Source organism: Erythrobacter sp. JB2-19, from assembly GCF_057365005.1.
Genome location: NZ_CP200290.1, coordinates 1,883,840 through 1,903,734, shown reverse-complemented (window position 1 = coordinate 1,903,734; position 19,895 = coordinate 1,883,840). Strand labels below are relative to the sequence as shown.

18 protein-coding genes are annotated in these 19,895 nt (G+C 57.1%); 7 read left to right on the top strand and 11 right to left on the bottom strand.

Features of this window, described 5'->3' with window-relative positions:
- Window positions 1–37: 37 nt before the first annotated feature.
- Window positions 38–424 carry a hypothetical protein gene (locus tag AC0V6O_RS09030; protein WP_486143381.1) on the bottom strand — a complete coding sequence of 129 codons (387 nt, stop codon included), beginning with the start codon at window positions 422–424 and terminating at the stop codon, window positions 38–40.
- 481 nt (window positions 425–905) lie between these two features.
- The gene (locus AC0V6O_RS09025; protein ID WP_486143379.1) at window positions 906–2,237 is read right to left on the bottom strand and encodes a methyl-accepting chemotaxis protein; all 1,332 of its coding nucleotides are present in this window, start codon (window positions 2,235–2,237) and stop codon (window positions 906–908) included.
- 295 nt (window positions 2,238–2,532) lie between these two features.
- Here AC0V6O_RS09025 and uvrA point away from each other — a divergent pair, with 295 nt between their 5' ends.
- Window positions 2,533–5,652 (top strand): excinuclease ABC subunit UvrA, encoded by a 3,120-nt coding sequence (gene uvrA, locus AC0V6O_RS09020; RefSeq protein ID WP_486143377.1) that lies wholly within the window; start codon window positions 2,533–2,535, stop codon window positions 5,650–5,652.
- Between the two features lie 9 nt (window positions 5,653–5,661).
- Window positions 5,662–5,979 (top strand): hypothetical protein, encoded by a 318-nt coding sequence (locus tag AC0V6O_RS09015; RefSeq protein ID WP_486143375.1) that lies wholly within the window; start codon window positions 5,662–5,664, stop codon window positions 5,977–5,979.
- A gap of 231 nt (window positions 5,980–6,210) precedes the next feature.
- Here the strand turns inward: AC0V6O_RS09015 and AC0V6O_RS09010 are convergent, their stop codons facing one another.
- A complete protein-coding gene (locus AC0V6O_RS09010; RefSeq protein ID WP_486143373.1) occupies window positions 6,211–6,753 on the bottom strand; it encodes an SH3 domain-containing protein in 543 nt (180 codons plus the stop codon).
- Window positions 6,754–7,249: 496 nt separating this feature from the next.
- Between AC0V6O_RS09010 and AC0V6O_RS09005 the strand changes: the two genes are divergently transcribed.
- Window positions 7,250–8,059 (top strand): hypothetical protein, encoded by an 810-nt coding sequence (locus AC0V6O_RS09005; RefSeq protein WP_486143371.1) that lies wholly within the window; start codon window positions 7,250–7,252, stop codon window positions 8,057–8,059.
- A gap of 90 nt (window positions 8,060–8,149) precedes the next feature.
- Here the strand turns inward: AC0V6O_RS09005 and AC0V6O_RS09000 are convergent, their stop codons facing one another.
- From AC0V6O_RS09000 to AC0V6O_RS08990, 3 genes are all read right to left on the bottom strand, one after another.
- Window positions 8,150–8,485, bottom strand: a complete 336-nt coding sequence (locus tag AC0V6O_RS09000; protein ID WP_486143369.1) for a ribosomal protein L7/L12 — start codon at window positions 8,483–8,485, stop codon at window positions 8,150–8,152.
- On the bottom strand, window positions 8,485–9,069 hold the full coding sequence (locus AC0V6O_RS08995; RefSeq protein WP_486143367.1) for a septal ring lytic transglycosylase RlpA family protein: 585 nt from the start codon (window positions 9,067–9,069) through the stop codon (window positions 8,485–8,487). The genes AC0V6O_RS09000 and AC0V6O_RS08995 overlap by 1 nt, the downstream gene beginning before the upstream one ends.
- Window positions 9,070–9,931: 862 nt before the next feature.
- Window positions 9,932–11,164: an argininosuccinate synthase gene (locus AC0V6O_RS08990; protein WP_486143365.1), complete on the bottom strand. Its 1,233-nt coding sequence runs from the start codon at window positions 11,162–11,164 to the stop codon at window positions 9,932–9,934.
- Window positions 11,165–11,346: 182 nt separating this feature from the next.
- Between AC0V6O_RS08990 and AC0V6O_RS08985 the strand changes: the two genes are divergently transcribed.
- Together AC0V6O_RS08985 and AC0V6O_RS08980 are read left to right on the top strand one after the other, a co-directional pair.
- The gene (locus AC0V6O_RS08985; RefSeq protein WP_486143363.1) at window positions 11,347–12,723 is read left to right on the top strand and encodes an acyltransferase family protein; all 1,377 of its coding nucleotides are present in this window, start codon (window positions 11,347–11,349) and stop codon (window positions 12,721–12,723) included.
- A 170-nt stretch (window positions 12,724–12,893) separates the two neighbouring features.
- On the top strand, window positions 12,894–14,075 hold the full coding sequence (locus tag AC0V6O_RS08980; protein WP_486143361.1) for a hypothetical protein: 1,182 nt from the start codon (window positions 12,894–12,896) through the stop codon (window positions 14,073–14,075).
- Here the strand turns inward: AC0V6O_RS08980 and AC0V6O_RS08975 are convergent.
- Window positions 14,072–15,337, bottom strand: a complete 1,266-nt coding sequence (locus AC0V6O_RS08975; RefSeq protein ID WP_486143359.1) for a class I SAM-dependent methyltransferase — start codon at window positions 15,335–15,337, stop codon at window positions 14,072–14,074. The genes AC0V6O_RS08980 and AC0V6O_RS08975 overlap by 4 nt on opposite strands.
- Before the next feature lie 85 nt (window positions 15,338–15,422).
- Between AC0V6O_RS08975 and AC0V6O_RS08970 the strand changes: the two genes are divergently transcribed.
- Entirely contained in the window at window positions 15,423–15,860 is a 438-nt protein-coding gene (locus AC0V6O_RS08970; RefSeq protein ID WP_472638937.1) for a DUF1801 domain-containing protein, read from the top strand.
- Between the two features lie 35 nt (window positions 15,861–15,895).
- Here AC0V6O_RS08970 and AC0V6O_RS08965 read toward each other — a convergent pair whose 3' ends face one another.
- Complete coding sequence (locus AC0V6O_RS08965; protein WP_486143356.1) at window positions 15,896–16,654, bottom strand: SDR family oxidoreductase; 759 nt, start codon at window positions 16,652–16,654, stop codon at window positions 15,896–15,898.
- Between the two features lie 260 nt (window positions 16,655–16,914).
- Here AC0V6O_RS08965 and AC0V6O_RS08960 point away from each other — a divergent pair, with 260 nt between their 5' ends.
- Window positions 16,915–17,157 (top strand): hypothetical protein, encoded by a 243-nt coding sequence (locus AC0V6O_RS08960; RefSeq protein ID WP_472638935.1) that lies wholly within the window; start codon window positions 16,915–16,917, stop codon window positions 17,155–17,157.
- Between the two features lie 236 nt (window positions 17,158–17,393).
- Here AC0V6O_RS08960 and AC0V6O_RS08955 read toward each other — a convergent pair whose 3' ends face one another.
- From AC0V6O_RS08955 to rlmN, 3 genes are all read right to left on the bottom strand, one after another.
- On the bottom strand, window positions 17,394–17,870 hold the full coding sequence (locus AC0V6O_RS08955; RefSeq protein ID WP_486143354.1) for a glycine zipper 2TM domain-containing protein: 477 nt from the start codon (window positions 17,868–17,870) through the stop codon (window positions 17,394–17,396).
- A gap of 139 nt (window positions 17,871–18,009) precedes the next feature.
- Window positions 18,010–18,663 (bottom strand): MOSC domain-containing protein, encoded by a 654-nt coding sequence (locus AC0V6O_RS08950; RefSeq protein WP_486143352.1) that lies wholly within the window; start codon window positions 18,661–18,663, stop codon window positions 18,010–18,012.
- Window positions 18,638–19,894 (bottom strand): dual-specificity RNA methyltransferase RlmN, encoded by a 1,257-nt coding sequence (gene rlmN, locus AC0V6O_RS08945; protein ID WP_486143350.1) that lies wholly within the window; start codon window positions 19,892–19,894, stop codon window positions 18,638–18,640. The genes AC0V6O_RS08950 and rlmN overlap by 26 nt, the downstream gene beginning before the upstream one ends.
- Window position 19,895: the final 1 nt, after the last annotated feature.

Here is a 19,895-nt window from a genome sequence, read left to right as displayed (position 1 = left end):
TTGATCGTATCCAGTCGGTCAGTCGTGTTCTGGCCTGTCAGCGCAAAAAAACGCTGCCCACACGGCCTAACATACGGCCGGATTTTTCCAGTTCAACAATCGTGTTGCTGAACGAAGGCGTCGCCGGATTGTTGATGATCGCCTGAACTTCAGCCTGCTGGATCGCCATGCCTTGCTCGAAAGCGGGAATATAATCGTCTTCGCTGATCGCGCTGAAATCAGGGGTCAGGAAGGGCAGGGTGCTGTCAGAGGCGAAATAGCCCGTCCCGGTGGGGATCTCAGGGTTGTACTCGGCCTCTGCCTGGGCTTCAGCAATCGGGTTGGTTTCATTCACCCCTGTCTCTCCATTGGTGGTCGCGCAGCCTGCGGTTAGCATAGCGGCGAGGGCAATTGCGGCGGTCTGGGCCTTGAACTGGGCCTTCATATTCACTCCGGTAAATTACGAATTTGTGTTGCCGTGTATTGAGAGCAATTTTCGCTTTGGGCAAGCAAAAGGACCCACCTGCCTGAACGGGGATGAGCCCCGGGGGGCCGCGTTATCCATAATGGAACAAGGCCGCAGCCCATCCGGACCGCGGCCTCGTCTCTAAACTCGTGTTCCGGCAAACTCGCCTAAGGTGCGACCCGAAGGGCTTGTGGGAAGACTAGCAAAGAGGCCCTTCATAGTAGGGGTAAACCGAGAGTGCGGAACTTAAGTTTTCCTGTAGGGTTGCGAGAATTTATCAATGAAAACAGCAGCGCAAGATTGCAATATCTTGCCGAATGCGAGAAATTCACGCGATGTGCTGGCTTGCTCAAATTCGCGGCGCGAGCCGAATATGGCCGCTTAGGCGCAGCGATCTAAGTATGAATTTCTATCTAAAGCGGCTGCGTTTCGGGTTCGCATCAGTGCCGAAAGCTGAATTCTATTGCTTGCCAATTGCCTGTATGAAGCCACTGGTCTCTTCCACAAGTCCAGCGAGCTTGCCCGCAGAGGTCTTGGATGAGCTGGATAGTTCCTCGACGAGGCCAGAGACGGCATCAGTGTCGCGGTTGATGTTAGCGACAAGCTCACCAATGCTGACTGCACCTTGAGCGGTTTCATCGACAGCATCGGTGATCTTGGAAAATGCGCCAAGCTCTCGATTCAGGGAATCGAGCAGACTGTCGCTCGCCGTACGCAGCCGGCTCGTCGTCTCGACCATTGCGCCACTGGAGTGGCCGCTTTGCTTGGTTGAGTTTTGAATAGCGTTGATCCGCGCAGAAACACTGTCAGTTGCTTTCGCGGTTTGATTGGCAAGGTTCTTCACCTCTTGTGCCACCACGGCAAAGCCCGCGCCTGACGAACCTGCTCGCGCCGCTTCAATGCTGGCATTGAGCGCCAGGATGTTGGTTTGGTCAGCGATTTCCGAGATCGTCTTTACGACCTCTTCGATTGCGGCCACTTCATTGGCCACTTCGGCATTGTCATTTGCTGTGCGTTCGGCCTGTTCGACCGCCTCGACCAGCAGGTTCTTTCCGTCAGTCAGGCCAGAGCTCACGTTGTTCAATGTGTGTAGCAGGTCACCAGCAGACTTCGCCGCATCCTGCATCGCTTGCGCGGATTGCTCAGAAATGGCGGCGGCTTCGGTCGTGTCATTACGCAGACCAGAGATTTTATCATTTGCCGCCACTGCCGCGGCATTTACTGTTTCTGATGCTTTGAGCGAGATGTCGATTTTGTCTGCCAGGCCTGACACGAAATCACTACCTTTTTGGTCGATCAATTCCTGTGAGTAGCGCAGTTGCAGTTCTGTTCGGATCGAGGCGATCATCTCGAATTCGAGCAAGATGATCCTGTTCACAAATAACAGGTCTTCGAAAATCTCGGCGGGGTTGTCGGTGCTGTCCCACAGGCGGTGTATCAAACCCTGATTATAACCGGACATGTACCGGTTCATGTCGTTTTCGTTGTCGACAAGCCAGCTCGACAAAGCGACGTTAGACAATGCCTTCATCCAATAGTCTTCACGCGTGGCCGTGAAGATTGCCAAGAACAATTGGGTCGTAATCTCGCCCAACTGTTCGCGGGTTACAGGCGCGCCCTGCAGCATTGATGCGGATTCCACATAGCCATCGCGTGTATTCGCGAAGCAATGCTCTCTCGTCCAATCTGTGATCATCGTTTCGTGGCGTGACCAAAAGTCATTCAACTTTGGACGCAACTCTCCGTCACCAAAGATCGCATCAACGCGATTTTGATAGCTTTCAGAGCTCATTCTAAACTTGCTTGCAAAGATTCTTTTGCGTCGCTCATAGCACTCCACTCCATCCACCATGTGTCGTAGCCAAGTATGCTTAAAGAGAATTTAATGGGTCGAATTGTGTCGGCATCATTCAGGTGTGACGTTTGCCTCCGCATCCATATTCGCATCGAATGGCCGGGGAAGGGCGCATTGAACGCGCTTGACATAGCTCGTTCGAGCATGGAACATTTAAAGAACATATCGCGCGTCCCCGGCTCTTTTTTGAAAGGGCTGGATTCATCTCTCTTTAGTCCCCAATTGGTGTGCCATGTCCCTCACGAAAATCTCAGTTCGCGGTGCCAGAGAGCACAACCTCAAAGGCGTTGATATTGATCTGCCGCGTGATGCGCTGATCGTGGTCACCGGGCTGTCTGGGTCGGGCAAGAGCTCGCTCGCCTTTGATACGATCTATGCTGAGGGTCAGCGGCGCTATGTTGAGAGCCTGTCGGCCTATGCGCGCCAATTCCTTGAGATGATGCAGAAACCCGATGTTGAGCATATCGACGGGCTTTCTCCAGCGATCAGCATTGAGCAGAAGACGACCAGCCGCAATCCGCGATCAACCGTTGCGACGGTTACCGAGATTTATGACTATATGCGTTTGCTGTGGGCCAGGGTGGGCGTGCCGTATTCACCGGCCACCGGCAAACCGATCAGCGCGCAAACCGTCAGCCAGATGGTCGACCGGGTGATGGAATTGCCAGAGGGCACGCGCGCCTATCTGCTCGCGCCGGTGGTGCGCGGGCGCAAGGGCGAATACCGCAAGGAACTGGCCGAATGGCAAAAGGCAGGCTTCACCCGCGTACGGATCGATGGAGAACTCTATCCGATCGAAGAAGCGCCTGCGATCGACAAGAAGTTCAAGCACGACATTGAAGTCGTGGTTGATCGGATCGCGGTCAAACCCGGCATGGAAACGCGCCTGGCCGACAGTTTTGAAACCGCTCTGAAACTGGCCGAGGGGCTGGCCTATGTGGATCTGGCAGATGGTGTTGTGCCGGGGCGCGAGGATGAGGAGCAGGGCGGCGGCGCAATGAAGGGCGCTGGCATCCCCGCCAATCGCATTGTCTTCTCAGAAAAATTCGCTTGCCCGGTCAGCGGCTTCACCATTGAAGAAATTGAGCCGCGCCTGTTCTCGTTCAACGCGCCTCAGGGCGCCTGCGCGACCTGTGATGGTCTGGGCGAGAAACAATTGTTCGACCCGCAATTGGTGGTTCCCAATGAAGGGCTGACGTTGAAACAGGGCGCGGTTGCGCCGTGGGCGAAGAGCAATCCGCCATCCCCTTACTATCTGCAGGTGCTGGCCAGTCTGGCAAAGGCGTATGATTTCGACCTGACGACGCCGTGGCGCGATCTGGAGCCTGATCAGCAGCTGATCATTCTGCAAGGCACCGGCGGAATGCCGGTCGAGCTGACCTTTAAAGACGGGCGCAAGGAATACACCGTGCGCAAACCGTTTGAGGGTGTGGTCGGCAATCTCAATCGCCGCCTGTTGCAAACCGACAGCGCGTGGATGCGCGAGGAGCTGTCGAAATTTCAGACCGCGCAGCCATGCGAGAGCTGCGGCGGCAAACGCCTCAATGAAAAAGCGCTGGCAGTGAAGGTCGCGGGCACGGACATCGCCGACCCGGTGAAGATGAGTGTGTCAGATGCGAAGGAGTGGTTCCTGGCACTCGACGAGAAGCTGACCGATCAGCAATCGCAGATCGCCAAGGCTATCCTGAAAGAGATCAACGAGCGGCTGGGCTTTCTCGACAATGTGGGGCTCGATTACCTCAACCTCGATCGGACCAGCGGCACTTTGTCAGGCGGAGAAAGCCAGCGTATCCGGCTGGCCAGCCAGATCGGCAGCGGCCTGTCCGGTGTGCTTTATGTACTCGACGAGCCGAGCATTGGCCTGCACCAGCGCGACAATGACCGGTTGCTGGAGACGCTGAAACGCCTGCGCGATCTCGGCAATACGGTGATCGTGGTGGAGCATGATGAAGACGCGATCCGGCAAGCGGACCATGTCGTCGATCTGGGGCCCGGCGCGGGTGTGCGCGGCGGCGAAGTGGTGGCGCAGGGTACGCTGAAACAGATTATGAAGTCGAAGAAGTCGCTGACCGCGGACTATCTGACCGGGCGGCGTGAGATTGCTGTCCCAGCACAGCGGCGGCCCGGCAATGGGCACAGCATCACGGTGCGCGGCGCGAGTGCGAACAACCTCAAAGATGTGACTGCGTCGATACCCTTGGGCACATTCACCTGCATCACCGGGGTCTCTGGCTCAGGCAAATCGACCTTCACCATCGACACGCTCTACGCCTCCGCCGCCCGCGTGCTGAATGGCGCGCGCGTGATCGCGGGCAAGCACGACAAAATCGAGGGTCTCGAATATTGCGACAAGGTGATCGAGATCGACCAATCGCCGATTGGCCGCACCCCGCGCAGCAACCCTGCGACCTACACCGGCGCCTTCACCAATATCCGCGATTGGTTCGCCGGCCTGCCAGAGGCGAAGGCGCGCGGATACAAACCGGGCCGCTTCAGCTTCAACGTGAAGGGCGGGCGCTGCGAGCAATGCACCGGCGACGGCCTGATCAAGATCGAAATGCACTTCCTGCCCGACGTCTACGTCACTTGTGAGGAATGCGGCGGCAAACGCTACAACCGCGAAACGCTGGAGGTGAAGTTCAAGGGCCTCTCCATCGCCGATGTGCTGGACATGACGGTTGAGGATGCGGAGGGTTTCTTCAAGGCGGTCCCGCCGATCCGGGACAAGATGCGGATGCTGAACGAGGTCGGTCTTGGTTATGTGAAGGTCGGCCAGCAGGCGACGACGTTGTCGGGCGGCGAGGCGCAGCGGGTGAAGCTGGCGAAGGAGCTGTCCAAACGCAGCACCGGGCAGACGCTCTATATCCTGGATGAGCCGACCACAGGCCTGCACTTTGAGGATGTGCGTAAGCTGCTGGAGGTGCTGCACCGCCTGGTGGAGCAGGGCAATTCCGTGGTCGTGATTGAGCATAATCTTGATGTCATCAAGACGGCTGACTGGATCGTGGATCTCGGGCCAGAAGGCGGGGTGCGCGGCGGCGAGATTGTGGCCGCGGGCACGCCGGAGGCTGTGGCGCAGGAACCGCGCAGCTTCACCGGCGGGTACCTGAAGAACATGCTGGGCAAGGGGCCGACGAAAGTGGCACCCAAATCCGGGGAAAAACCGGCTGCAAAACCTGCCGGTAAGACCGCGAAAACCCCCAAAAAAAGGCGAAAGCTGGATCGTAGGCGCCCGCGCGCGCAGACCCTCAACATCGGCCGCCGCGCTACCCAGATTTGCTGTATTGCCATGCAGCGCGCGCTGTGTAGGATGCGCCGCGCCGGCACACGGCGTATCACTTACAATAATTGAGGGGTCTCTATGCCATTTACTACCAAAGCATTCGCGCTACCCGTTGTTCTAACCGGGGGCCTTTTGCTGTCTGCCTGCGGGGCGATGGATAAAGAGGCGATGTACGAAGAGTTTGGGAAAGCCTGCACCTCGTCCTTCGTATCCGAAGGTGGACCTGCGGAAATGGCTCAGCCGTTTTGCGATTGCTCGCTTGAGAAGGTGAAAGAGCAAGATTTGGACCAGATGGATATGCTCGATCAGGAAAAGATGACTGCTTTGGGAGAAGCCTGCGCAGAGGAAATCTTCACGGAAATTGAAGCGGGCGCGGAAGAACCCGCTGCGGAGTAAGCCCGCACGCGTGATGCTCCGTTTGGAGCTGCGCTTAAAGGTTTAGGATTTTGAGAGACGCGCTCTTCCTACGGGGAGGGCGCGTTTCTCTTTTTGTCAGGGTATTCTCAGCTCTCTACATCTGATATTCAAATGTACTGGCGGGCGCTTGACCTAGCTAGCCTCCCCAAGTTTCTAGGATTGCTCAATTAAAATGTGCGACTGACACTTCGCAAGGTCTTTGCAGTTGGCTTAGACTCCATACCTCTTATTGCCGCCTGATGTGATACAATAGCGACCACCTCGCGGGCCAATACACACCCGTGATCCACGACAAGGACAATTTCCGCGATAGTACTGGCGGGGACGCGCTGTCGGTTTCGGAGCTGGTCGAGAGCGAGATACGTACCGGCTTGAAATCCAAAAATCCCCTGCATCACTGGCGATCTTGAGCCACTCGCCTGAGCGGTCGACTACGCGGACCGATGAACGGAATGATACTTTCGTAATGACTTGGCTAGTGACGCGCGGAGCAGATCGACCATTTAGCGTTGATGCCGTTACGTACACGGTTTGTTGTGGCTGATATTTGAGAGATTCTCCGGATGGCGGAGCATTACTTTCTTTATCTTCAACGACGTGCTTATCGTTGGATGTGGGCTGACTCACTAACGATTGAACCTCATCGACCGTTTTATCGTCACCATCATCGCCTCCGAAAATAGAGAGAATTGCCGCAAAGAAAACTAGAACAAGCGCTAAGCAGCCTAGTGTTGAATTTTGTTTCTTCGCCATGAATGCCCCTTTTTTGAATAATAAGTACTAAGTCAAACTTATTTATAGTTCAATTGCATAGCGGGTTGTATGATTTAACCTGTCCTACATGCGAAAGTTCCTATAACTGGTCCTGTTCCCTTGAACCGAAACTCAAAGGCGAACGACCATGGCCCAAAGCCCAACATTCCCCTCGCGCGGTCCCTATGATGCGCGCCGCAAACTCCCCAAAGCCCCTATCCCACGCGCCCCGGAGATCCCGGACCGGCTGAGCACGCGCGCAGCTGGCTCGCACATGTCAAGGCTGGGCGAATAGGGGGAGGGTAAGATGGTTTTTTGGTGTGTTTGTTTGTTTGGACCCTCAAACGCCGGGCGCAGCGCATCCGCACTGCTTGGCTTTCCTCGCATTAGCTCGGGCGGGCGTGCGCCCTTGCGGCTCGCTGGACGCTCGCCGAACATTCCTAGCCAGCGGCGTAGTGCCACCCTCTCTTTCCCGAAAAAGGAATCAGAAAACACCATGACCCAACTCCTCCCACTGCCATCCGTCCCGCCCGCGCTGACCCCGGCGCGGCGTGCGGCCTTCCTCGAAAACCTGCAACTCTATGGCAATGTGCGGCTTGCATGCCGGGCGGCTTCGCTCAGCCCGCAGACCGCTTACCGTGCGCGCCAGGCAGAGCCGCGCTTTATGACCGAATGGGACGCGGCACTTGTCGTCGCTCGCACCCATGTCGAGGCGATCCTGGCCGATCGCGCGATCAGCGGGGTGACCGAAAAAGTGTTCTATCATGGTGAGGAGGTGGCGACCCGCACCCGTTACGACAGCCGCCTGCTGCTGGCGCATCTCGCGCGGCTCGACCGATTGGCGGAGCGCATCGAGCAGAAAGAAGCGGAGGAGGCGCGGCTAAGAGCACAAAGCCAAACGCGAAGCACATACGGCTGCGACCAGCACCAATCGCGAGCCGCAGGCGAGTGCAAGGGCGCACGCCCGCCCGCAGCGACGCGACCTTTAGGTCGCATGAGCGAGGAAATCGCGAGCGCGGATGCGCTTGCGGAACAACAAAAAACTCAAAACAACTCCTCTCCCTCCTCCTCACATCCTCCCATACCCGAGCTGGAGCAGCGACTGATGGCGATGGAGGCGGAGCGGCCCCTCACCGCGCGGGCGGTGCATCAATTCGACGATCCGGGCGAGGCGGAGGCGGCGCAATTGTGCGCTTTTGAGGCGGGGATGGATAGGTGGTGGGCCGTGGCCCGCACGCAGGACTTGCCAGAGCATATCGCGGAGGGCGCTATGACCGAATATTCCGATCAATCTGGGGATGAATGACGCGCATGGTTTTGGCCCCTGGACTGTGTTCCATGTGTTCCAAGGGAGGCGGGCATGCGGCGAGTTGAGGCGCAGTGAGTGGAGGGCGCGCTAATGCGGCCACTGGCTCTCGACGATGTCCTTGGCTTCCCTGAGGCCCAGGCCGGTGTGCTTGCGCACGAGCTTGATCGCCTCGATCTTGCTCCCTCTTGCGAAGGCCACGCGGATCTTGGGATGATCGCTAAGGTCTATGGCGCCAGATGCCGGGGTGATGGCCGGGTTGGCCTGCGGCGGCGTGAGCGGGCCGGGCGTGTGGGTGTGGTTGGCAAAGCTGGAGGCGTCGCGGCGTTGCTGCTCGATCATGTCGCCGCCCGTGCGCCTCAACACGATGACGGCCAGGATGAAGCCGGTGACCATGCCTGCAGCGAACAGGAGTATGCTCTCCATCAGCGGGCAACCAGCTCCAGATTGACGCGGGCATGGCCTCTGCTGATCATGCCGATCCGCTCGGCCGCTGCGCGCGAGAGGTCGATGACGCGGCCTTTCACGAATGGGCCGCGATCGTTGATGCGCACCGTAACGGCGCGGCCATTGCGCGGGTTGGTGACGCGAACCATGCTGCCAAAGGGCAGGGTCTTATGGGCGGCAGTCATGGCGCGCATGTTGAAGCGTTCGCCATTGGCGGTGAGGCGGCCGTTGAAGCGGCGGCCATAGTAGGATGCGATCCCGCTGCCGAGATTGCGGATGCTGCGCGGCTCTGGCGGCTTAGGCTCTGCTGGTGGTTCAAAGCTGGTGAGGTCGACGGCGCCGGGGGCGACAGTAATGGGACTGGGCGCGGTGTTGTAGGGGGCGAACTGTGCGCCAAACGAGGCTGCGGATAGGGATGCTGCTTGAGGTTGCGGGCGCGCGGGGGAGGCGCTGTCTTGCTGAGCAAGCGTGCTGGAGGGAACGGATGCGAACAGGAGCGTGGCCGTGGCTACGCCAACGCCGCTTGCGCAAACTCGCTTTCCTACCCCTCTCATAATGCGCATGGTTTAGGCGAGAATCGGGTGAGAGCACAATTGCGCGAGGCTCTGATTGCCCGGTTTGATGCCCGTTCTGACGCGACTTGTGGCTGGGACTTGCCCGGTTAACGTGCTCTTGTCGGGCGAGGATGGGGATGGCTCTTTGACATCCGAGCTTTGGGGAGCTCTTCAGATTGAGCTGATCAGGCAGGTGTCGAGCAGCCCTAGGCGAAAATCAGGCGTGCAAAGCAAATGGGGCCGGCATTGCTGCCGACCCCACTCTTACCGCCGCGTGGTCAACTTGCTTGGCGAACCTCGCAAGATGCACTTGGCATCCGGTTTCTGGCCTCCGCACGATGTACGGCGGGCTTTTCACCAGTGCTCGCACCGGCATCCAGCTTCACTTGCAAGCAGTCTCTGCATCCCTGAACCGAAGTTCCTGTTTGCATCCTCTGCTCCTCGGGCGGAGCTGAGACCATCAATCTGTATTGCCTTCGATCTCAAACGGTCGATCCGGGTCTAACCCTTTTCGCCCTCAATCGCCGACCAAATTGGTGGCCATCCGATGGGTCTGCTTCGCGATCTCCTCAAACGATCCAGTCTGGGTTTGGCCGAGGCCTTTGCCGCACTGTCTCTCAAAGTTCGCGTGGACAATCACCATCGCGTCGATCGTTACAAAAAGTTCTTAAAAACAGCGCCTTAAGGCCCTCTTTTCAATCTCTTTTCTGCCCTTACGATGTTTAGAAGCTGCGCCCAAAAACCGAGTCGCGCAAGTGTTGCAACCCCGACTTATCCACTTTTGCCAAGATCACTTGTGGAGGAGGGTGGATAAGTCAGCGGCTCGTCGCAATCGTGAATTGAGCGCTGCAAAATATGCCTGTTCTCGCGATCAGCGACTGCCTCTGCGGCCTCTTTGAGCGAGCAGTTTGAGTCGCAGCGCATTCAATTTGATGAAGCCTTCCGCGTCCTGCTGATCGTATGCACCCGCATCGTCTTCGAATGTGACGACGTCTTCGCTGTAGAGATTGTAGTCGACATCGGCGCGCCGGCCCACGACCTGGGCATTGCCTTTGTAAAGCTTGAGACGGACATCGCCGGTTACACCGATCTGGCTGTGATCAATCGCGGCCTGCAGCATCTCACGCTCTGGCGCGAACCAAAAGCCGTTGTAGATCAGCTCTGCATAGCGTGGCATCAACTCGTCCTTAAGGTGAGCAGCGCCGCGATCCAGCGTCAGTTGCTCAATGCCTCGGTGTGCGCGGGCATAGATCTCACCGCCCGGAGTTTCGTACATGCCGCGCGACTTCATGCCTACAAAGCGGTTCTCAACCAGATCAAGTCGGCCAATGCCGTGCTTGCGGCCGAGATTGTTGAGTGCGGTCAGGAGTGTGGCCGGGCTCATCGCCTCGCCATTGAGGGCAACGCCGTCACCGGCTTCAAACGCGATGGTGATATATTCCGGCTCGTCCGGCGCGTCCTCAGGATTGACCGTGCGAGAGTAGACGTAATCCGGCGTCTCTTCCCACGGATCCTCGAGCACTTTGCCTTCAGATGAAGTGTGCAGCAGGTTTGCATCGGTGGAGAAGGGACTCTCACCGCGCTTATCCTTTGGCACATCGATCTGATGTGCCTCTGCCCAGGCGATCAGCGCGGTGCGGCTAGTGAGGTCCCATTCGCGCCATGGGGCGATGACTTGAATATCGGGGTTCAACGCATAGGCAGAAAGCTCAAAGCGCACTTGGTCGTTGCCCTTGCCTGTCGCACCGTGGGCGATGGCGTCTGCGCCAGTTTCCGCAGCGATCTCTACCAAACGCTTTGAGATCAGTGGGCGGGCGATCGAAGTGCCGAGCAGATAGTCGCCTTCATAGCGGGCATTGGCGCGCATCATCGGGAAGATGAAATCGCGCACGAATTCCTCGCGCAGATCTTCGATGAAGATGTGTTTGTCCGGGATGCCCATCGCGCGTGCTTTTGTCCGGGCAGGCTCAATTTCTTCGCCTTGGCCGAGGTCGGCGGTGAAGGTGACCACCTCAAGTCCGCGCTCAACCTCCAGCCATTTGGCAATCACAGAGGTATCAAGACCGCCTGAATAAGCGAGAACTACACGTTTGATATCGGACATTGTCACACCTTCATCTCGGCGCCGCGCGCCTTAGTCATTTCGTCAAGGGGCCGCTAACAGGGGAGGGGATGCGGAGCAATGCTTGTGAGCGGTGATGCATGCATCACGGACAGGCCAAAGCTTGTGAAAGGCATGGTTGATCACAATATCTGTGCCTCAACCGGGTCAGAGGGATCACGATTATGGACGGCGAAACCGCGCAGAAGGCGAGAAAGAGCCTGTGGGGCCAAGCGCGCGAATTGGCGCAATTGGCACCGCCAGAACGCAACCGATGGGTCGATTTCCTGCGGGCGGTTTCAATTCTCGCTGTGGTGTTTGGTCATTGGCTGATGGCCGGGCTTTACGTTGATGAGGCTGGTGCGCTGCAACGCGGTGATTTAATTGAAACCTCGCCGTGGACGCATTGGCTAACATGGGCTTTCCAGGTGATGCCGGTCTTCTTCCTTGTGGGCGGATATTCCAATTCGGTGAGTTGGGAGGGGACCTTGCGCAAAGCGAGCCCCGGGCAGAAGGGAATATACCGCGATTGGTTGGCGAGCCGTGTCCAGCGTTTGATTGCGCCTACGTTCCCTGTGCTGCTTGTTTGGGCAGTGATCGCGGTGGCTTTGACACAGGTCGGTTTTGACCGCGCGCAGATACGCATGGCTACGGAAGCTGCACTGATCCCGGTGTGGTTTCTGGCGGTCTATCTGCTGGTGACGGCCTGTACGCCGCTGGCCGTGAAAGCGTGGAAACGCTGGGGATGGGCGAGTTTTGCGATATATATTCCCATCACCGCGTTGGTTGATTGGTTGAGGTTTGAGCACGGTGTACCGTACATCAGCTTCACCAATTTCCTCTGGGTGTTCCTTGCGATCCACCAGTTGGGTTTGGCGTGGCGCGATGCGAAGTTTGACAATCGCCTCTTTGCCTTTGGCTGGTTTGCGGCCGGGCTAGGCGTGTTGATTTCGATCACGGTCTATGGGTTTTACCCCGTGTCGATGGTTTCTGCGCCGGATGGGTTTTCAAATTCGCTGCCGCCGACCTTTGCATTGTTGGCGCTTGGCGTGGTGCAGGTAGGGCTTGTCCTTGGATTGGAGCCACTGGGGCGCCGGATGCTGGACAAGATCGGGATCTGGACTGCGACGGTGTTGATGAACGGTATGATTATGACCGTTTTCTTGTGGCACCTCACCGCTTTTGTATTGGTGATGACTTTTACGTGGATTGCACTCGGTGGGATTGGACTGGATAGCGTCCCGGGTACTGGTGAATGGTGGGCAACACGGCCATTGTGGCTCGGCATTTATATCATTGCACTTTTGCCCTTTATCGCGGTGTTCGCACGGCATGAACGCAGCTTTGGCCCCATCAGAGGCGGGCGTACGGTGCCCCGCGCCCGCGTGGTGGCCGGCGTTGTTCTGATCTGCGTAGGGCTGGGCGCAACCGCTGGGATCAGCATTGCCAGCCCTGAAGGAATAACAGGCGTTCGGATCTGGGTGGTGGCGCTGCCATTTGTCGGTGCGGCTTTGCTCGGCTTTGGCCCGGCATATCGTCCGAGATCGCGCGATACAGCCTAAGCCAGGACGTCGCCTGGGTTCACTCCTGGTTCAAGGGATCCGGACCAGACCTATCGCATAAGGTCGCACAGACACGCAGTGAATTGGTCAAAATGGGCTGACGACTGCTATCAGAGGCTGCCGCCGCTTAAGGGATACTTCCCGAGGGGGCGGCGGTTTGGGGAGGTACTATGCGACTTTGGCTCTATGGTTTGGCGACTGCGATCGCAAGTATCTCGGCCCTGCTGCTGGCGATTACCCCTGCACCCTCTCAGAAATTACAGGCCCGTGCCGGCGGTGCTGCTCAGCTCACCGCAATGCTACAAGGCGGCAGCTATAATGCCGTTAACTGCCACAATGTTCGCACCTTCTGCCGTGCGGACGTTTCGCGCTGCGATAGTAATGAGCGCGAACGGCAGACATGGCGTACGCAATGCCTTGCCCGGCACAAGACGCGCTATGATGAGTGCGTGAGCACCAAGGCTCCGTTGAGAGGTCACTATGGTGCTAGAGTCCGGGGACCTGATCCGCGATGTGCACATCTTGCGAATTATAGAGAGACCAAGTGTCAGGTTGAGCCGCAAATCTGCCCGACCTATGGCCAGTGTGAGCAGAAATATGGCCAATGCATCTATGATCAGAGCGCCGCTTTGGACCAGCAACAGAATTCGCGCGATGATGGAGCATACGTCGCTGAGCCGCCACCTGCGCCAACCGCTAGGCCGATCCCGCAGCGGCCAGAACCCGACACTCGCTACCGGGTTTATGTGAAGAACGGATGCCGCAAATACATTGAGATCGCATATTTCTATGAGGAAAGCCCGGGGCAATGGGCCAAGAGTGGCTGGCGCGGCTTTCAACCGGGGCGCGTTGGAGAGCTGAAAAGCCCGATCATGACGCGGCGGCTAGGGGTTTTCTCGACGCTCGGCTTTCCAGAGCAAAAGTTTAGGCGCGGGTTCAATATGAAAAAGAGCGTGATTGATCGCAACTTCCTGGTGCCGATCAATGAGCAGTTGCGGGGCAAGGGCGCTCGCACTGTGCCGTTCGATATGCTCGAATGGGCCAGCGATATTTCCAAGCCCCTGATTGTCATTGAAGACTGTGACCAATACAAAGCAGGGGTTCGGATCAAGTCGGTGCAAACTCGCAAAACTGCGGCGGAACCCAGACCCGTCTTGTTACAGGTCAGTCCTGCGCCCAAGCTAGAGCAGCCAAAAGTGAGCGCTGTTGAGCGAGAGCCTGAACCGCCGCGTAAGCCGATGCAGCCTGCGGCGTGTCAAAAGATCGATCCCGCGACGATGTCAGCTGCGGATATTGACCGTTATAAAGCCTTGGCAGCGCGGGGTATGATCAAGCTTTGCGAAGCGGGTTAGCCGCGCTTTTGCGCGGGTGCTTCCATCAGGCGCTTTTCTTCCGCTGCGATGTAATCCCGCGTCAGCGGCAGGGCATAGCGATTGCGCGCATATTGGATCTGATAATTGCACATACTGCCACTCTCAAACACGGTTGCCGCACCTGATAGATAGAACGTCCACATCCGGAAAAAGCGCTCGTCATACATCGCAATCATCTTTTCGCGATTGACGATGCAATTGGCATACCATTGGCCCAGGGTCTTGGCGTAGTGGACCCGCAGGGTCTCTACGTCGGTGGCGATCAGGCGGAATTTCTCACTGGCTTCAACGGTCTCTGAGAGGGCCGGAATGTAGCCGCCAGGGAAGATGTATTTGCGAGTGAACGCATCGGTGGAGCCGGGGCCGCCCATACGCCCGATCGTGTGGAGCAACATGGTGCCATCGTCGGTGAGAAGATTGGCACAGGCTTCAAAGAAGGTTTCAAATTGAGGCTGACCAACATGTTCGAACATGCCGACCGAGACAATTCTATCGAACTTACGACCAGCGGCGGCAAAGTCGCGGTAATCGACGAGCTCAATGCTCACACGGTCGGTGACACCAGCGGCCTCGACGCGTTCCTTGGCATAAGCGATCTGCTCTTCAGACAAAGTGATGCCAACAACTTCGACATCGTAGTTGCGCGCCAAGAAGATCGCCATGCCGCCCCAACCACAGCCGATGTCGAGTATTTTTTGGCCCGGCTTTATGTTCAGCTTGGCGGCGATGTGCGCCAGTTTCGCGGTCTGAGCCTCGCCCAGAGTGATGTCGTCCGATGGCCAATAACCACAGCTGTATTGCCAGTGTTCCTCATCCAGCATCAGGCGATAGAAATCGTTCCCGATATCATAGTGATGCGCGACGTTGCTTTTTGAACTGATCCTGTTGTTGACCTTCTCGGCGGCGAAGCTGGCTTTGTTCAGTACACGCCGCAGTAGATTGGGTGGGCCGATATCGCCGCCTTTGTCCCATGAGTTGTTTTTACGAAGCAGGGTGACAAGCCCCATGATGTCACCTTCTTCGATGACCAGACGGCCATCCATAAAGGCTTCAGCTGCGCCAAGACGCGGGTCCATGATTATGTCGCGTGGGACCTTCGCATCCGCAAGGCGAACGACAATTTCCGGAAAACCTTCCTCTGGCTCGCCATAAGTTTTGTCTGATCCATCGGCGAATACGATGCCCAACCGCCCACGTTTTACGCCTTTGGTCAGAAACCGATCAAAAAGTGTTTTACTCATACAGTGCCTTCTTCGCAGCGATCCACCCGAAGGTTACGAATGCCAGCACTGTTCGCGGTGTCAATGATGGGTTACGTTAATCACTATGAGCGACCCAAAAACCACACAAACCACAGCTTCGGTTGATGATTTCATCGCTGCAGTCGAACCCGCCAGCAAACGTGAAGACGCCAAGGTGCTCGACGCGCTGTTTCGTAAAGTGACCGGAGAAGAACCGAAGATGTGGGGTCCGACGATTATCGGTTATGGAAGCTATCATTACAAATATGAGAGCGGACGTGAAGGCGATTCCGCACGCTCGGGCTTCTCACCGCGCAAGGCTAAGCATTCGCTATATCTGATGGGCCGTTATTGCGACGAGGCGACCGGCAAGAAAGTCGATGGATTGCTGGAGAAAATGGGCAAGCACAAAACCGGCGCGAGCTGTGTTTACGTGAACAAACTGGGCGATATTGATTTGAGCGTCTTGGAGGAGATCATCGGTCTTTGCTGGGACGCGATGAATCGCAAATATCCAGTCTAAACCGCGTGACGTTTTCTAACGAACTTAGCCATTGATCAGGCGCCCTCGCGTGCGAGATAGATGACATCGCGATCTTGCGAAAGCATGTGTTGGCCGCTGTCGATGAACAGGGTCGATCCGCTGCGCAAATGGCCCCGCGCTAGGAACAACGCGGCATTGGCAATTTCATCTGCGCTAGTCTTACGGCCCAGCAAATTGAGCCGGTGGGAGGTCTCTGTCTCTTCCTGTGTTTGATCATGGCTGGCCAAAATAGCGCCGGGTGCAATGCCATAGATGCGGTCTTCTTCCTTCGCTGCGCCCATCGCCATCATGGGGATGGTGGCGTGCAAAGCGTGCTTCGCCATAGTGTAGCTGAAGAAGTCGGGATTGGGATTTTCCAGCTTCATATCGGTGATATTGATCACGCAGCGTCCCCTGCTGGACCGGGCTGCGGTCAAAAAGGCTTGTGCCATGCGGGTTGGCGTGATCGCGTTGACTTGCATTGCAATCCGGTTCGTTGCGGGGGTTAGGGCGGTCACACTGTCTGACTCAAAAACGGCGGCCGAATTCACCAACACGCGCCAGTCGGGATGCTTTGTTGCCAGCTGCTCAATCATTGCGACCGCTGCATCGCCGTCGTCTAAATCGCATTTGACAGTGCTGGCCGAGGGCAGCGATGCTGCCAAAGCATCTGCGTCGCAGGATGAAGAACGGTAGTGGATGATCACATGCCAACCTTCTTCAGCAAAGCGGCGGACGATTTGCGCACCGATGCGCGCGGCGCCGCCTGTGACCAATATCGTCGGGGTGTTCATGGCCTTACATGCAGCACACTTGAAGTGGAATGGGAAGAGAAGCGATGTGTGCTCTCCTCTTCCCGTTCATTCATTCCAGGTAAGGTTTGGACTCAATGGCGCGAGCGGAAACCCCGTGACCGGAAGCCTCTTGACCGAAAACCTCTTGAGCGGAACCCCTTTGAGTGCAGTTTGTGCCCAAAGGAGCGCCTGCCAAAAGAGCGTTTGCTAAAATGTTTGTAGTGGTTGCGGTTGAACCCACGCGATGAGTAATGCTTCGAATGGAAATCGCGGCGATGGATACCATGGTCGCGGTGATCATGGTGCTTGCCAATCGAATGATCCGAGCGATGTGCGTGGTGTGTCTTGTGATCATCGGCTTGATGATGGCTTCTGCGGGAATTGTGGCCGCCGCTATGCGCATCATGATCTTTGCGATGTTCGCTGCTCTCATGGTGGCCATGTGGAGCGTCATGGGCCAACGCTGGGCCCGCCGTAGCCGCCAAAGTCGCGGCAGCGATTGAAAGAAGAATCTTTCTCATTTCCAATTCCTTTTCGTGTGCTTTTGATCTGAGCGCCTGCGCGCCATGTACGTTCATTAGTTCGCGAAAATCGGAATTGGGTTTCACTGTTTTAGGGTCTAAAGTTTTCCTTTGTCGGCTTGTCTTGCCAGCTTGCACTCAAATGCAAAGGCGCCGCCAAACCATTGAAGGCTGGCGGCGCCAAAGGTGGAGTGGGGCCACCTTAAGTCAGCGAGGTCCTAGCGACACTTAAGGTCACCCTTGTCGATTTCGCGTCCCAGAAGGCCGCCTGCGACACCGCCAAGCAATGTGCCCAGCAGCTTGTCACCGCGTCCGGCAACCTCATTACCGATCAGCGCGCCAACGCCTGCTCCGATGACGAGGCCGGTGGTGCCATTGTCGCGTTTACAATAGTAACGGCCATCCCGTCCGCGCCATACGCGGTCACGGCGGCTTATGTGACGCGGCTCGCGGTAACGGCCATTGCGGTCGTAACGGCTCTGGCGGCGATTTTTCCGATAGCGGCGATCATCATAATCGTCCCAATCACCATCGTAGTGATGGGCTGCTGTTTGGTTGAGGCTATCCATTGGAACTATCATCACATTGGATGCGATCGGATTGGAAGAGACGCTGGGAGCAATCTCTACCGCTTGTGCGGGGGCGGCAGCGATTGCGAGTGTACCAGCGGCGGCGAATGCGGCGAGATTTTTCATTTGCGTGTCCCTCTTTTTGTTCGAGTTACCTGGTGGGGTGAGAGGACATTCGTTCAGAAAAAGACAACGCCACATGAACGCTTTGTTGGGAATTCTGTTCAGGCGACGAGCCGCTTTTATTAAGCGATGAGCTGAGCGGTTAGCGCAATTTTCCCGCTGCTTTGGCTCGAACCTTGGGAGAAAGCGACTCAAGCTGGCTGAGTTCGAACAGCTCATCCTGCGTGCCTTTGCCAGCGATTATGGCTGCGAAAACCCGCTCAACGCTCCAGTCGGTTGCGCCGAGAGACACGCGTTCCAGACTGTCTCCTGCCTCCGCTGCGCCTTCTTCGAGCACACGGAAATACCATCCGCATCGCCCAGAGCTAACAATTGCGGCGACCATTTTCTTGACGCCGAACCGATGCTCAATCTTCCAGCAGGGCTGGCGCGGTTGGCTGATTTCTAGCAAGGCGCTGCGCAAACGGAATTGATCGCCGATGTGGACTTGGGCCTCCGTGAGGCCGCTGACCGCGAGATTTGAGCCGAATGCGCCGGGTTCTGAGAGTAGGGCGTGGTCGCCGATCTGATCGCGCCAAAACGCGTGATGATCACTGGGGTAGAGATGCACTGCCATTTCTGGGCCGCCATGCACGCTGCGGTCGGCTTGCTCATCCGCTTCCAGCCCTTCGATGCCAATCCGTACTGGGCCAGCAATCGGCTGTTTTGCAATGGCGCTTGTTTCTTCACCTCGGAAGCCTTGAGTGCGGCCTGCGCAAATCGCGGTGAGCTCAACCTTCACTGGCGGCGGTCTCAACAGCGGCTGCCGCCGCCTCTCGGTCCAATTGCGCGCGACTTTTCTTCTCTGCTGCGGTTTTCAACTGTCCGCAGGCTGCATCAATGTCTCGCCCGCGCGGTGTGCGTACTGGCGCGCTGATCCCGCCTTCAAACACGATGTTGGAAAAGCTACGAATTCGGTCTGGATCAGAACATTCGTAATTCGCGCCTGGCCATGGATTGAACGGGATCAAATTGACCTTGGCAGGCAGGTTGAACTGTTTCAGCAGACGAACAAGCTCATGCGCGTCCTCGTCGCTGTCGTTCTTGTCCTTCAGCATCACATATTCAAAGGTGATGCGCCGGGCATTGGTCGCACCCGGATAATCGGCGCAGGCTTGCAGCAATTCTTCGAGGCCATATTTGCGGTTAAGCGGCACGATCTCGTCACGCACATCCTTGTTTACCGCATGCAGGGACACCGCGAGATTGACGCCAATCTCTGCGCCGCAGCGCTCCATCATCGGGATGACGCCGCTGGTCGACAGAGTGATCCGTCGCTTCGACAAGGCAAGGCCCGCACTGTCCATTACGAGCAGCAGAGCGTCGCGGACATTGTCAAAATTATACAACGGTTCGCCCATGCCCATCATCACAATGTTGGTGAGCAAACGACCGTCTGCGCGGTACTCCGCCTCGTCCTCATCCTCGGCAAAATCCATCTTGCCTTTGGGCCATTCGCCCAAGGCATCGCGTGCGAGCATAACCTGGCCAACGATCTCACCCGGCGTCAGATTGCGGACCAGACGCATGGTGCCCGTGTGGCAAAAGGTGCAATTGAGCGTACAGCCCACTTGGCTGGACACGCATAGAGTTCCGCGATCAGCATCGGGAATGAATACCATCTCGTAATCATGACCGTCATCGGTTTGCAGCAACCATTTGCGTGTGCCATCTGTGCTATGCTGAGCCTCAACCACTTGTGGGCGGCCAATCACAAAGCGCTCCGTCAGCCACGGCCGCATTGTCTTGGAAATGTCGGTCATGTCCTCAAATTTGGACACGCCGCGGTGGTACAGCCAATGATAGACCTGCTTGGAACGCAGCTTGGCCTGTCTTGCATCCAGACCCGCTTCTTCAAACAGTTCCCGTATACGGGCTGGCGGCAGACCAATCAGGTCGACGCGGCCGTCCTGACGCGGAGTGATATCGCGCGCAGTGGGAACCGGATCGATTTGTCCGGCGATGGGCATGAGGTTGGTATCGGCCATA